Origin of the sequence: Acuticoccus mangrovi (assembly GCF_016411865.1) — a bacterium.
Taxonomy (GTDB): domain Bacteria; phylum Pseudomonadota; class Alphaproteobacteria; order Rhizobiales; family Amorphaceae; genus Acuticoccus; species Acuticoccus mangrovi.
On record NZ_JAEKJA010000027.1, the window covers coordinates 85,030 to 98,706 of the forward strand.

Genomic DNA, 13,677 nt, shown 5'->3' on the forward strand with positions numbered 1-13,677 from the left:
TCATCCAAGTCCGATCGCGTCAGGGATTTGGTTGAGTGCGGCGGCGAGGTTCTCGAACGCCTCGGTCAGCGCCTTGCGGGAGGCCTCGTCGACCGTGTCGTAGGGTGGGAAGCCGTCCGCCCCGCGGAGGCCGTCGAGCGCGGCACGCACGGCTTCGCGCTGTGCGCTCACCTTGGCGGCGAGCTCCGGCGCCGCCGGCTCCAGCACCGGGTTCAGGAGCTCGACGATGCGGTCGATGCCGTCGAGGTTCGCCTCGAGGTCGGTCAGGTCGGTGTGGGCGTAGTGGTCCTCGCCGGCCATGATGCGGCCCTGGGCGAGCTGATCGGCCATCGCGCCCGGGTTCTCGGTGAGGAAGGCCGGCGAGAGCTTGAGCTGGCGCAGCCGGTCCTTGAGCGTCGTGACGTCGGCGACGAGCTTGTCGGCAACGGCGTCGAGCCCGTCGAGGCTGTTCTCGGCGAAGAGGCCGTACTCGATGCGATGATAGCCGGTGAAGGCCGGATCCTCCTCGCGCTTGGCGAGGTAGTCGGCGACCGGATCGATGGCGTTCTCGAGGTCGGAGAAGCGGAAGACGGCGGGCTCGATGTGCTTGTAGGGCACGCGCGCGGGCTCGTAGAGGGCGCGCGCCTTGGCGAGATCGCCCGCCTTGATGGCGGCGGCCAGCGCCTCCGCCTGGTCGACCATCGCCCCGCTCTGGCGGATCAGATAGAACTTGTACTCCGACAGCGGGCCGAGGAGCTTGCGCAGCGTCGGCGTCGCCGCGGCCTCGGCCGCCTCGTCCGAGTGGGTCACGTGGAGGACGCCGCGCGGGTTGGACAGGAGCCCGCACGTCATCTCGTAGTCGCCCGGAGAGAGGCGCGCCGACAGCGTCTGGCGGAAGCCCGGGGCGATGTTCTCCCGCTCGGCGACCACCATCACGCCGTCGAGGATCTCCCATTCCACCGGCCGATCGGACTGGTTGAGGATCTCGAACGAGCGCTTGCCGGCCGGCACCGTCAGCTCGTTGGGCTCGCACGCCCGCGCGGTGACGGCGACGGTCGCGTCCTGCCCGCCCTGCGGGGCCTGCCGCCCCTGCGAGGCGAAGTAGAAGGCCGCCCCGCCGGCGATCGCGAGCAGCGCCGCCCCGGCGACGCCGGCCCGCAACAACCACGCGGAAGAGGTCGAGGTAGGGTCTTGGTCAGGCATGGGAATCGCTTTGGGTGGTGGAGTGCGTCAGGACCTCGCGTGATGGGGCCATCGGCCAGAGAAACAGCGTCAGCGTGGCGGCGAGGAAGCCGAGATAGATGATCACCTCGCCGACGGTCGGCGCCTCCTCGTAGGAGAAGACCCCCGACAGGATCGTGCCGATGAGGCTCGACACGGGCAGCACGGCGCTGAGGTCGAAGGCGTGCGTCTGGAGGCCGTTCCAGATCCCCGCCTCATGCAGGTGCTTGACCGAGCTCGACAACAGCCCCGCCGCGACGAAGAGGATGAAGATGCCGGTCCAGCGGAAGAAGCGGTGGAGGTTCAGCCGCACGCCGCCGGCGTAGATCGCGAGACCGACGCAGACCGCGACGGCGACGCCGAGCAGCGCGCCGATCGGCGCCGCGGGCCCGGTGCTCTGCTGGAAGATCGCGAGCAGGAAGAAGATCGACTCCAGGCCCTCGCGGGCGACGGCGAAGAAGACGATGCCGATCAGCGCCCAGGTGCCGCTCGAGTGCTTGGCGAGTGCCGCATCGATGGAATCGTGCAGCTCGGACTTGATGGATCGCGCCGCCTTGCGCATCCAAAACACCATCGAGACCAGCACGGCGACGGCGACCACGCCGACCAGCGCCTCGAAGAGTTCCTGCGTCTTCTGCGGAAACTCCGCGCTGACGAGCTGCAGGCCGGTGCCGACGAAGAGCGACATCGCCACCGCCAGGAAGACGCCGATCCACACCGCCGGCATCCACTGCGAACGGCCCGTCTGACGCAGATAGGTCGCGACGATGCCGGTGATCAGTGCCGCTTCGATGCCCTCGCGCAGCATGATGAGAAAGGGTGGGAGCATATCGGTTCACGTGTCGTAGCAACCTCCCCATCCCATAACTGGACTGTCGAAGTCAAATTAATATGTGGCTGAATCGGGACGACTTCGCCGACGTCGTCCGAGACCCGCCCCGTCGCGCGCGTCGCTATGAAATCCGATCCCCGTCCCCTATGGAGGCCGGAGCGAAACGATACGGAGGCTTCGATGTCCGCTCCCATCTCCGCCCGGCTGCGTCGCATGGCGAGCCTCGCGCTCGCCGGGGCCGTCGCCCTCACCAGCACGCTGGCGGCGGATCGAAGCCTCGCCTGCACCCGCTTCGTCTATCTCGGCGCCGGCGACACCGTGATCACCGGTCGCTCGATGGACTGGAAGACCGACGTCGGCACCAACCTCTGGGTCTTTCCCCGCGGCATGGAGCGCAGCGGCGAAGCCGGCGCCAATTCCATCACCTGGACGTCGAAATATGGCAGCGTGATCGCCGCCGCCTACGACATCGCCACGACCGACGGCATGAACGAGGCCGGCCTCGTCGCCAACGTGCTGTGGCTGGTGGAATCGGAATATCCGCCCGAGGACAGCGGCAAGCCCGGCCTCACCATCGCCGCCTGGGCGCAATATGTGCTCGACAACTTCGCCACCGTCGCGGAGGCCGTGGCGGCGCTCGAGGCCGAGCCGTTCGTCATCGTCACCGATCAGGTGCCGGGCGAGACGCGGCTTGCGACGCTGCACCTTTCGATCTCCGACGCCACCGGCGACAGCGCCATCGTCGAATATATCGACGGCAAGCAGGTCATCCACCACAGCCGGTCCTACCAGGTGATGACCAACTCCCCCGCCTTCGAGCGCCAGCTCGCCCTCGACGACTACTGGCAGACGATCGGCGGCACCATCTTCCTGCCCGGCACCAACCGCGCCGCCGACCGCTTCGCCCGCGCCTCCTTCTACACCAACGCCATCCCGAAGTTCGACGACCCGAACCTCGCGGTCGCGGGCGTCTTCTCCGTCATCCGCAACGTGTCGGTGCCCTACGGCATCGCCACGCCGAGCGAGCCCAACATCTCGTCCACCCGCTGGCGGACCGTCGCCGACCAGGCGCGCAAGCTCTACTTCTTCGAATCCGCTCTCACCCCCAACGTCTTCTGGGTGGATCTCAACGCCATCGACTTCGCGCCCGACACCGGCACCACGCTGAAGCTCGACCTCGGCCCGAACCAGACCAACACCTTCGCCGGCGACGCGACGGCCGACTTCGTGCCGGCCAAGCCTTTCAAGTTCCTGGGGAAATAGGCCTCAGCGGGACAGCTTGGCCGGGGCGTCGCGCGACGTCATCGCGCCCAAGGCGAAGCCCAGGGTGGAGGCGGCCACCAGCGCCGCCGCATGGGCATCCGCCTCGGCCACCCGGGCGTCGAGGAGGCCGCTGTTCGCGATCGTCGCGTCCGTGATGGTGCCGACGCCGCTTTGATAGGATTTCAGCGCGGCGTCGTAGGTCACGCCCGCTGCCGCGGTGAGCTCGCTCGCAGCCGCATGGGCGGCGAGCGCGGTGCGCAGCGTGTCGCTCGCGATGACGATCTCGCGCGCCGCCGCGTCCTGCGTCTCGACGAACGCCTCGCGGGCGGCATTGCTCAGCGAGCGCGCCTCCTGAAGCTGCGCCGCGCGCAGCCCGCCGGAGTAGATCGGCACGGTGATCCCCACGAGCACCCCGGCCGAGGTCGACTGCTGGCCGAGGCCCGGCAGCCCGCTCACCGAGAGGCTCGCCTTGTCGCTCGCCGCGATGGCGCTGAGGTAGATTTTCGGCCGGAACGACGCCTCGGCCGCGCGGATCCCCGCCTCGCTCGCCTGGAAGCGCGAGTAGGCCGCCAACACGTCCGGCCGCTGCGCCAGCGCCTCTTCGATCATCTTCACCGTCGGCTCGCCGAGGCGGCGCGGCAGGCGCCGAGCCGACACGTCGCTCACCTTCACCTTGGTCGTCGGCGACACGCCCATTGCGCCGAGGAGGCCCTGGTAGGCGTCGCGTCGCGCCCCCTCCGCCTCGACGAGGCGCAGCTTCGCCTGCGCCACCATCTGGCGCGCCTGCGCCACCTCCACGCTGGTGCCGATGCCGCGGGCCATCCGCGCATCGGCCGCATCGGCGATCCGCCGGCTGTTTGCGAGGGTGCGGCGGGCGGCCCTCTCCTGGCTCTCCGTCGCGCCGTAGCGGTAGTAGGCGACCGCGACGTTGTAGATCACCCGCTGATGCATGCCGTTGAAGGCGATGTTGGCGGCGAAGGCGTTGTGGCGGGCGAGGTCGGCGTTCGCCCGGCGCTGGCCGAAGTCGAACACCAGCCATTCCAGAACCAGCGCCGGCACCACCGCTTCGGCGGTGGTGGAAAAGGAGGAGCGGCCGGTCGCGTTGTCGGGCAGCGGCGTGCGCACCCGCTGGGCTCCGGCGATCACGTTGGCGCTGATCGACGGCAGAAAGGTCGCCTCCACCATCCCCACCGCGAGGGCGGCCTGGCGCGCCTCTTCCCAGGCGATACGCGTCTGCGGGTTGTTGCGGGCGGCAATGTCGATCAGCGCCGGCAGATCGTAGCTGCGGTCCGCCACGATCTGCGGCGGCGGCTGCAGGAGGCTCGCGGCCGGATTGGCGGGCACCACATAGTTCGCCGGTCCGGTCGGCTGCGGCGTTTCCGCGTCGGCCGCGGGCAGCAGCGAGGAGGTGGTCATCGCGTCGGACGGCGCCCAGGGCTCGGAGGCCGAGCCGGAGGCGAGCTTCACCGCGTTGGCGGCGCACCCCGCCATCGCGAGCGCCAGAAGCGCCGGCATCGCCGCACGGCGCCCCACACGGCGAAGATGCTGCTCGACGATCCCCATTCAGGTCACAACGAGGGTTTCGATGCGCGCCATCGGGCCCGCGATCTCGGCCGAAGGGATCGGAGGCACCGCTCCCGCCGCAGGGTGCGTGGCCGCCTCGCCGGGCTCGGACGCCTCCAGCGTCGCCGCATTTGCCTCGAGCGCGGCGGCGACGGGCTTAAGGCTTTCGGCCGACACCGCGACCGCCGGCGTCAATGCGCTCGCCGCGGTCACGAGACCGGCGAGCCGCTCCACCTCCGCCCGCGCCGGCTGATCGCGCCGCGGCTCGAACGGCAGCATGAACATCACCTCGCGCGCCCGGCCGAGGGCGACGGCCGCGCTCGCCACCTCCGCCGTCGCCACGGGCCGGTCCGACGGCGCCGTCGCCGCGAGCCGCGCCAGCGCCCGGAGCGCCGCCGCGAGCTGCCGGCGCACCTCCTCGGCCGCGCTGCGCGGCCAGATGCCGGTGAAGATCAGGTACATGATGGTGTTGCCGAGCAGGATACCGGCGATCCGATCCCAGGCGTTTTCCATGGAGGTGCTCGGCCCGAAGCCGTCGAGGATCGTGAGCAGGAAGGCGAGCCCCACCTGCACGCCGGCGTAGGAGACGCGCTCGTTGCCCGCCGCCACCCAGCCCGCCACCAGAATGCCGACGAACACCAGCACCATCAGCGCGCCCACCGATTCCACATGCGGGATGACGAAGAGGATCGACGCCACCCCCATCGCCGCCCCGACGAGGCAGCCGACGATGCGCAGGGCGAGCTTGTGCACCGTCTCCCCGGTGGTGCCGAGGGCGGTCACGTAGCAGGTGATCATCGCCGTATGGATCCCCTGCCAGCTGATCCCGGTATAGATCAAGTAGCAGATCATCGCCGCCGCCGTGGTCTTCAGCGCATAGCGCTGGTGCACCGGGCTCGTGAACGCATCGGCGGTGAGGAAGGGCGCCTTGGCGGGCGACGGATCGGCCCCGCCATTGGGCGCGGCGAGCCCCGTCAGGAGGCGCCACGCCTCCACCTCGGCGAGCGAGCCCGGCGCCTCGGCACGCTCCGGAGCGAGCGGCGCGTCGCCCGTCTCGATCCGCCGACGGGCCGCCCCGCAGGCCGCGGCGAGACGCCGGCGCGCCGCGGCCGCGCCGCGCGGCATCGCCGCCACGGCGACGAGCAGGCGATAGCTCGTCTCCGAGGCTCCGGCGAGCCACCCGGTGCGGGCGGTCGGCACGAGGTGGAGGAGCCGCGCCATCTTCACGCGCTTCAGGAGGTCGTCGTTGCCCTCGTGGAGACGCTCCAGGAGCTCTTCGTCGTCGTCGGCATCGGTCAGCGCGCGCTCTGCCGCCGCGAGCCGGCGGGCGATGGTCTCGGCCACCAGCCGCTGCGGCCCGCGCCCGCACACGAGCAGGAAGGCGACCATCAGCCCCATCGGCATCATGACCATCTGCCAGGCGTAGCTGAGCCCCTTGGTCGCGATGAACCCGTCGGGCACGCCGCCGATGAGCGACAGCACGAACGCGATCACGAGCCCGATGATCGCCCCGCTCTCCCCGAGCGTGCTCGCCGAGGCGAGATAGAGCGTGGCGAAGGTGGCGCCGGCCATGATGAGGAGGCGGGCGAAGGGCAGGTCCACCGTGGCGTTCGCCAACGGGACCATCGTCGCGACGATCACCGTCACGAGCACCATCAGCCCCACCGCCTGGCCGATCGTCTCGCTGGCGTCCGGCCGCATCAGGAAGATCACCAGGTAGCAGCTGATCGCCGACTCGGGGATCTCGTAGAGCATCGCCGTCGCCGCGACGAGCGCGCAGAGCGCCGCCATCCGCCAGGTGAGGTCGAAGCGGCCGGGAAAGGGGGCGAGGTCGCGCACCGTCTGCGCGTAGACCGCGGGCCAGGTGGCTTCAGCAACGGGTGTCATCGTGCACCGTGACGGTGGCCGACGCGCCGACGCGCATCAGCGCCTCGGGCGGATCCTCGAGGCGAATGCGCACCGGGAAGCGCTGGGCGACGCGCACCCAGTCGAGCGAGCGCGGCACGAGGGGCAGGTTGTAGGGAATGTTGACGGTCTGCTCGGAGACGACGCCCCAGCCGATCCCCTCCACGCGGCCGCGGATCGGCGTGCGCCGGTCCGACAGCACGAACACCGTGGCGCAGCGCCCCGCCGCGATGCGGTCGAGCTCGGTCTCGACGAACGTCGCGCTCGCATACCAGTCGGAAGTGTCGATCAGGGTGAAGATCGACTGTCCCGGCAGCACGAACTCGCCCGCCGCGATGGCGAGCCCCACCACGCGCCCGTCGTGGGGCGCACGCACGACGGTGCCGTCGAGCGCATGCTCGGCGATCGCGAGCGCCGCCTCGCGCGCCGTGACCAGCGCCTCGGCGGCCGCGGGATTGCCCACCAGCGCATCCGCCGCCGCGGCCTGGCGCTGCGCCTCGCGCAGGCTGATCTCGGCGTCGCGCTTGGCGGTCGCGGCGGTGTCGACCTCCTGGGCGCTGACATAGCCCTTGGGGCGCAGCGGCAGCAGGCGGTCGAGCGTCTGGGTGGCGAGGCTCAGATTCTCCACCGCCCGCGCCACCTGACTGGCCGCGATCGCCGCATTCTCCCGCTCGGCGCGGATCTCGCGGTGGCGATCGGCCAGCGCGGCCTGCGCCATCGCGAGATCGCTCGCCACCTGGTTCACCGCGAGCCGGTAGGGCTCGGGATCGACGCGGAAGAGAACGTCGCCCCGCTTCACGGCGGCGTTCTCCTTCACCGCGAGCTCCACGATGCGGCCCGACACGGTCGCGGCCACGTGCACCACCGGCGCGGTCAGCACGGCTTCCTGCGACAGCGGGTGGAGGCCCGCGATGCGCATGTGCCGCCAGCCGAGGAGACCCGCCGCCACCACGATCCCGATCGCCACGATGGCGCCGCCGACGCGGGCAGGATGGATGTGATGCGCGCTCATCGCCTCACCGCCCGAAGACGGCGATGGAGACGAGGAAGCCGACAGCCGCCGCGAGGCTCAGGTAGACGAGGAGACGCATCGGCAGCACGTCGTCGAGCCCGATGCGCACGAAGATCGCCCGCACCACGAGCGCCGCCGCGATGCCGGCGAAGCTCGACAAGAGCCATGAGGGAAAGTAGGCGCCGAGAAAGGGCACGGCCGGCGCCGCGGCAGGCGAGCAGCCGGCCAGCGCACAGGCGGCGACCGCCATGCCGCTCCATCGCCGCCACGCCACAAGGCGATCGACGAAGGCGCCGGCCGGCCTCCTTCGTTCCGACGCACCGCGAAGCCGATCCCCACACCGTCCCGAGAGCCTCTGTCTCCAACCCATCCACATCAGCGCCGTCTTCCCGCCCGCCGACGGACGACCGACCATCGCGGCCGCGCGCGACCTCGCCGAGGTCGATTGTCGATCGCGGCAACCCCCACGATGGTCACGCCGGCGCATTCGGGGTGCATTGTCTGCGAATCGTCTTTCTACTTCCTTGTCTTCAAGCGGCTTTCACGCATCAGGAGCACCGCTCCGACGAAGAAGCCGAGCGCGCCGATCCAGAGCTGGACGGTGGCGGCGACCGGCACCCAGCCGGCTTCGGGATGCCGCGGCACGTAGTCGAGAATTCCGGACGTCATGAAGAACACGCAGCCGACGAGGTTCACGAAGACGATCCACCAGTCGAGCGTCTTCGGCCGCCAGCTCCAGTAGGCGTGGCCCGCCTCGATGAAGGCGAGGTAGCCGGAGAACAGGAAGAGGGTGCAGCCGATTAGGTCCGGCAGCCAGATGACGAGGTTCTGCATCAGCCACCCGGCCGGCGGCCAGAGGGCGTCGAAGGTGTTGAAGTTGAACGCGATGGTGCCGATGAACTGGGTGAAGGTGCTGAGCCAGCCGGGATTGTGCGGCCGCCAGCCGATCAGCGCGATGCGGCGGGGCTGCGCCGCGTTGGGGTCGGTGCTGAACTCCCCGGCGTTCGCCGACTGGAAGTGCTGCAGATAGGCCGCCGTGGTGAACGGGATCGAGCCGGCGAAGAAGATTACCGCGATCCTGAACGCCGACGGCCCGCCGTCGCTCGCCGCCGTCAGCGTGTCGACGCATCCGAGCATGAAGAAGAAGGCGCCGATGGCGAACAGCGCCCCCGTCGCCCAGTTGTAGGCGGCGGTCTGCCAGACCGGGATCGCCTCGATGTCCACCGCCCCCACCGTGGGCAGCAGGCCCTTGCGGTGGTCGCGCGAGCGCCACACGAGCCGCCGCCCGTGGTGGGTGTAGTGGCGCAGCGTCACGAACGGCCACGGCCCCACGCTGTGGACGCCGAGACCGTGGGGGCGGGTCTGGTTCATGGAGGCCTCGCGCGACGACGGGAGAACGATGGAGAGGACGGGCGGGCGTCAGTGGTGGAAGCCCGACGCCTCCTCGCTGGTCAGCGGCGCCGCGATCGGATGCGCCTCGATGTGGGCGAGCGCCGCCTTCATGTCGTCGATCAGCAGCGAGCAGAGGTCGTGGCTCACCCCGTTGCGCACCAGGATGCGCTGGATCGCCTGATCCTCGCAGTGCGCCGGCAGCGTGTAGGCCGGCACCTGCCAGCCGCGCACCCGCAGCCGGTCGGCGAGGTCGAAGAGGGTGAAGCCCGGATCCTCCCCCGCCTTCAGCTGCCACGACACGGCCGGAATGCCGCGGCCCATGTCGCCGTCGAACACCACGTCGAACGGACCCATGGCGGCAATCTCGCCGGCGAGGTAGCGGGCGGAAGCGTAGCAGGCGGTGTGGACCTTGCGATAACCGCTCCGCCCGAGCCGAAGAAAGTTGTAGTACTGGCAGACGATCTGGCCGCCGGGGCGGGAGAAGTTCAGCGCGATGTCGCGCATGTTGCCGCCGAGATAGTTCACCCAGAACACCATCTCGTCGGGAAGATCCGTCTCCTCGCGCCACATCACCCAGCCGACGCCGAGCGGGGCAAGGCCGAACTTGTGGCCCGAGGCGTTGATCGAGCGCACCCGCGGCAGGCGGAAATCCCACTCCAGATCCGGAGCGCAGAAGGGGGCGAGGAAGCCGCCGCTCGCCCCGTCGACGTGGATCGGGATGTCGAGCCCGGTCTTGACCTCGAACGCGTCGAGCGCCTCGCTCACCGCCTTCACCGGCTCGTACTCGCCGGTGAAGGTCACGCCGAGGGTCGGCACCACGCCGATGGTGTTCTCGTCGCAGCGCGCGAGCACCTCCTCAGGCGTCATCAGGAGGCGGCCCTTCTCCATCGGGATCTCGCGATGCTCGATGTCCCAGTAGCGGGTGAATTTGTGCCAGCAGATCTGCACCGGGCCGGTGATGAGGTTGGGCCGGTCGGTGGGCTTGCCCTCGGCGCGCCGCCTCGCCTCCCAGCGGCGCTTCATGGCGAGGCCGCCGAGCATCGCCGCCTCGCTGGAGCCCGTGGTGGAGCAGCCCACCGCCGCCGCCCCCTTCGGCCCGTTCCACAGGTCGGCGAGCATCCGCACGCAGCGCGCCTCGATCTCGGCGGTCTGCGGATACTCGTCCTTGTCGACCATGTTCTTGTCGATGCAGTCGTCCATCAGCTGATGGACCTCCGGCTCCTCCCAGGTCTGGCAGAAGGTCGCGAGGTTCTGCCGCGAGTTGCCGTCGAGCATCAGCTCGTCGCGCACGGCGGCGTAGATCCGCCGCGGATCACGCTCGCCGTCGGGGAACGACGCCTTCGGCAGCACGGTGGAGAGCTCCGCCGCCCCGTAGGTCTCGTCGTCGACGCCGTCGTCCGTTCCGGAAAGATCGCGAGTCATCTCAATCCCCTCGTTTCTTCTTGATCGTGACGCGGGGCCTGCGCGGCCCCCGGTGGCCCGTTCATCGCCTCGTCGCCGGCGGCGTCGCCGACCGCTCAGGCGTGCGTTGCCGCGATCAGCATCGCCGAGGCGTCGAAGGCGGCCGTCCCGAGATGGCTGAGCGGCAGGACGCAGGGCGTCGACGCTGCCGCCAGCGCACCGAGATCAAAGGAGGTGAAGTTGAGGCTCTTGTAGTCGCGCACGAAGAACAGCCGCCGGGAGAGATCCGACAGGTTGGTCCACGAGGTGTACTCGGTCGCGTAGGCCGTGGCGCTGTCGGAGGAGAGACCGGCGACCTCCATGTGACCGCCGCCCTCCGAGGGATAGTCGATGGTCACGCCCCGCGGCCGGTCGAAGTTGTTCATGATGTGGGCGAGCGTCTTCACCGCGAGATCCGGCGTCGTCGCCTTCTCGGCATATTGGGCGTAGAAGGCGGCCCGCACGAAGCGCCCCACCGAGGTGTTCGAGGCCGGCAGCCCGGCCGTCGCGATGCCCGAGTCGGGCTGCGCGGCCTGGTAGGTCCCGAAGGTCGCGCTCGACCGATCCACGTTGGTGAGGAAGGTGTAGTTGTTGAGATTGGTGAGATGCCACGGGAAGTCCGGCCCGTTGGTCATCACCCCGACCGGATTGTCGTAGAGGTGCATCTCGCCCTCGTGGAACTCGATGACGAGCGCGGCGCCGGAGGGATCGTGCACGACGTAGTGGAAGGGTGATTCCACGCCGCCGAGAAGGGCGAGCGCCTCGAGCATCACCGGCTGTGCGCCGAGCCCCGCCTTCACCTCCGCCACGGTGGCGAACAGGCTCAGCGCCCAGCTGCCGAGGTCGGAGGCCGACAGCACCGCCTGCGTCATCTCGGCCGAGCGATGCCCGCCGCTCGCCGCCGGGTAGGAGAGGAGGCTGAAGGTCAGACCCTTGTCGTTGAGCCCTTCGAGCGCCTTGAGGTCGGTCGGCCCGAGCGGCGCGTCCGCCGTCGGCATCCGCCCCGGCATCGTCACCGCGACGAAGGCGTGGCGTGCGGTGTAGGCGAGCGCCGGATGCCCCTTCAATTCGGAGGAGAAGGCGAAGCCGGCTGGGAAGTAGGCCACCTGATAGGGCAGGTCGACCGTCAGCTCGAGCGTCCGGCCGAAATAGACGTTGTCGGCGGTGTCACGGTAGGCGAGAGAGGTGCACATTCGATCCGGGTCTCTTGCTGTTTCGCGGCTTTCGGTCCGTGGTGCCGTCGATGCCGACCCGCGTCGACCGGCTCGCGGATCGACGGCGAGGATCGACCGGCCGCACGCGCGTACTGATGGGCAAAGGCCGCTGTAACTCGCCCGGCGTACGGGGTGAATCGAACATCAATGGCCTAAAATATTGTTTCCAATGCGGATCATTCCTGGAACCACTCGCACTCTACGTCACCCGGTGACGATCCCCTCCCCGGCGAACAGGGATTGCTCGGGCGATGCGGTCACCCCGGCGAGATCATCGACGGTGAGCGGCGCGGCAGGGCGCGACAGGCGCGGCTGGCGCACCCAGAGAAGGCGGTGCTGCGCCCGCGTCAGCGCCACGTAGGCGAGCCGCTTCCACAGCGGCACGCCCGCCTCGGCGAGGCCGGAGCGGGCGGCGGCCCAGAGGTCCGGCGCGAACACCTGCACGTCCTCCCACTGCGAGCCCTGCGCCTTGTGGATCGTCAGCGCCGCCCCGTGCACGAACGTCGCCCCCATGTTGGCGACGAAGGGCAGAAAGGCTTCCTCCTCGTCGGGCGACTCGATGCGCACGATCGCCCGGCAGCTCACCACCGGGTCCTCGGAGCCGACCACGAACACGCGCGCGAAGCCGGCTCGCCGCCCCGGCCCGAGATAGACGGTCTGCGCCCCGCGGATGAGGCCGCGCGCCTCGAGCTCCACCCGCCGGCTCTGCATCTTCGCCGGCAACTCCAGGCCGTCGCACACCAGCGGCTCGCCCGGCAGCAGCCGGTTCGGCGGCGCGTCGAAGGCGGTGCGGAAGGCGCGGATCAGCCGCATCCGCGTCTGGTTGCGCCAGACGAGCACCGGCGAGCGAGGCATCAGCGCAGCGTCGACCCGGCCCGCCACCACCACGCGCTCGTCCCGCTCCGCCGCCTGCTCCACCAGGCGCTCGAACTCGCCGAAGCCGAGATCGGGGTCGCCCAGCGCATGGGCGAGGTCGAGGATCGGGCTGTCGGCGGCCTGCCGATGCACCCGCGACAGGCTGACGCGCTCGCCGTCGGGCAGCGCGTCGAACACCATCGCCCCGCCCTTCACCGGGGCGAGCTGGGCCGGGTCGCCGAACAGCACCAGCGTCGGAAACAGCGTGGCGAGGTCCTCCAGATGATGCTCGCCCAGCATCGAGGCCTCGTCCACGAAGCCGATGTCGAGCGGGTCCTTGCGGGCGGTCCAGCCGGCGATGAAGTCGCTGCCGCGCATCCCCGCCATCGCGAGGGCGACCACCACCGACTTGTGGGCGGCGTAGGCGGCCTTGGCGCGCAGGAGCAGCGCCGGTTCCATCGCCGGCTCGTCGCTGCGCTCGCCCGTCAGCCACTCCACCAGATGCTGATAGTCGGGATGGAAGTTCGGCCGGTAGAGCATGCGGTGGAGCGTCGTCGCCGGCACGCCGCGCTGGCGCAGCACGCTCGCCGCCTTGTTGGTGGGCGTCACGACGGCGAGGGTGCGCCGGCCGGGCCGCGTCTTGCCCTCCTCCGGGGCGGCGATCTTGACGCCCGACGCCTCGAGATCCTTCACCAGGCGGGCGAGCAGATGCGTCTTGCCGGAGCCGGCCTTGCCGAGCACCGCCACCTTGGCCCCCGCCCCCTCGGCGCGCCCGGCGACGCCGGCCGCAAGGTCCACCCCGCGCGCCCCGATCGCCGCCGCCACGCGCGACCAGGCCGCCGCCTGATCGTCGGAGAAGTCCACATGCGGGCAGGCGGGAAGGGTCACGGCGAAAGGCGCTCCTCGGCGGGTCTCCGACACTGTGCCCGCGGGTCCGTTAAGGCGGGCTCAACCCTATGGCCGAAGGGCTCGGCCATCCAGCGCCCGCCTCTCCGTGCGGC

Annotated in this window: 11 protein-coding genes; 1 reads left to right on the forward strand and 10 read right to left on the reverse strand. The window is 70.3% G+C overall.

The genetic code is table 11. The annotated features are described in order from the left end of the window. A complete protein-coding gene (efeO, locus tag JCR33_RS22360) occupies nt 1-1,182 on the reverse strand; it encodes an iron uptake system protein EfeO (RefSeq protein WP_198884358.1) in 1,182 nt (393 codons plus the stop codon). Beyond that, complete coding sequence (efeU, locus tag JCR33_RS22365; protein ID WP_198884359.1) at nt 1,175-2,029, reverse strand: iron uptake transporter permease EfeU; 855 nt, start codon at nt 2,027-2,029, stop codon at nt 1,175-1,177. The genes efeO and efeU overlap by 8 nt, the downstream gene beginning before the upstream one ends. A 216-nt stretch (nt 2,030-2,245) precedes the next feature. Here efeU and JCR33_RS22370 point away from each other — a divergent pair, with 216 nt between their 5' ends. Next, a complete protein-coding gene (locus JCR33_RS22370) occupies nt 2,246-3,295 on the forward strand; it encodes a linear amide C-N hydrolase (protein ID WP_198884393.1) in 1,050 nt (349 codons plus the stop codon). A 3-nt stretch (nt 3,296-3,298) separates the two neighbouring features. Here the strand turns inward: JCR33_RS22370 and JCR33_RS22375 are convergent, their stop codons facing one another. The 8 genes from JCR33_RS22375 to JCR33_RS25585 all read right to left on the reverse strand — a co-directional run bounded on the left by JCR33_RS22375 (nt 3,299) and on the right by JCR33_RS25585 (nt 13,564). After that, nucleotides 3,299-4,858, reverse strand: coding sequence for a TolC family protein (locus JCR33_RS22375; protein ID WP_198884360.1), 1,560 nt, complete (start codon nt 4,856-4,858; stop codon nt 3,299-3,301). Further along, entirely contained in the window at nt 4,859-6,745 is a 1,887-nt protein-coding gene (locus JCR33_RS22380; protein ID WP_198884361.1) for an FUSC family protein, read from the reverse strand. Continuing rightward, entirely contained in the window at nt 6,729-7,775 is a 1,047-nt protein-coding gene (gene mdtN, locus JCR33_RS22385) for a multidrug transporter subunit MdtN (RefSeq protein WP_198884362.1), read from the reverse strand. Before mdtN ends, JCR33_RS22380 begins: the two co-directional genes overlap by 17 nt. A gap of 4 nt (nt 7,776-7,779) precedes the next feature. Further along, the gene (locus JCR33_RS22390; protein WP_198884363.1) at nt 7,780-8,025 is read right to left on the reverse strand and encodes a YtcA family lipoprotein; all 246 of its coding nucleotides are present in this window, start codon (nt 8,023-8,025) and stop codon (nt 7,780-7,782) included. Between the two features lie 266 nt (nt 8,026-8,291). Then, the gene (locus JCR33_RS22395) at nt 8,292-9,146 is read right to left on the reverse strand and encodes a hypothetical protein (RefSeq protein ID WP_198884364.1); all 855 of its coding nucleotides are present in this window, start codon (nt 9,144-9,146) and stop codon (nt 8,292-8,294) included. Nucleotides 9,147-9,194: 48 nt separating this feature from the next. Next, on the reverse strand, nt 9,195-10,589 hold the full coding sequence (locus JCR33_RS22400) for a glutamate decarboxylase (RefSeq protein WP_198884365.1): 1,395 nt from the start codon (nt 10,587-10,589) through the stop codon (nt 9,195-9,197). 95 nt (nt 10,590-10,684) lie between these two features. Further along, complete coding sequence (locus tag JCR33_RS22405) at nt 10,685-11,800, reverse strand: linear amide C-N hydrolase (protein ID WP_198884366.1); 1,116 nt, start codon at nt 11,798-11,800, stop codon at nt 10,685-10,687. Nucleotides 11,801-12,025: 225 nt separating this feature from the next. Further along, nucleotides 12,026-13,564, reverse strand: a complete 1,539-nt coding sequence (locus tag JCR33_RS25585) for an ATP-dependent DNA helicase (protein WP_198884367.1) — start codon at nt 13,562-13,564, stop codon at nt 12,026-12,028. Between the last annotated feature and the right edge of the window lie 113 nt (nt 13,565-13,677).

Coding starts and splice junctions, on each gene's coding strand:
- efeO (WP_198884358.1), bottom strand. CDS start 1,182: ATGCCTGACCAAGACCCTACCTCGACCTCTTCCGCGTGGTTGTTGCGG.
- efeU (WP_198884359.1), bottom strand. CDS start 2,029: ATGCTCCCACCCTTTCTCATCATGCTGCGCGAGGGCATCGAAGCGGCA.
- JCR33_RS22370 (WP_198884393.1), top strand. CDS start 2,246: ATGGCGAGCCTCGCGCTCGCCGGGGCCGTCGCCCTCACCAGCACGCTG.
- JCR33_RS22375 (WP_198884360.1), bottom strand. CDS start 4,858: ATGGGGATCGTCGAGCAGCATCTTCGCCGTGTGGGGCGCCGTGCGGCG.
- JCR33_RS22380 (WP_198884361.1), bottom strand. CDS start 6,745: ATGACACCCGTTGCTGAAGCCACCTGGCCCGCGGTCTACGCGCAGACG.
- mdtN (WP_198884362.1), bottom strand. CDS start 7,775: ATGAGCGCGCATCACATCCATCCTGCCCGCGTCGGCGGCGCCATCGTG.
- JCR33_RS22390 (WP_198884363.1), bottom strand. CDS start 8,025: ATGGCGGTCGCCGCCTGTGCGCTGGCCGGCTGCTCGCCTGCCGCGGCG.
- JCR33_RS22395 (WP_198884364.1), bottom strand. CDS start 9,146: ATGAACCAGACCCGCCCCCACGGTCTCGGCGTCCACAGCGTGGGGCCG.
- JCR33_RS22400 (WP_198884365.1), bottom strand. CDS start 10,589: ATGACTCGCGATCTTTCCGGAACGGACGACGGCGTCGACGACGAGACC.
- JCR33_RS22405 (WP_198884366.1), bottom strand. CDS start 11,800: ATGTGCACCTCTCTCGCCTACCGTGACACCGCCGACAACGTCTATTTC.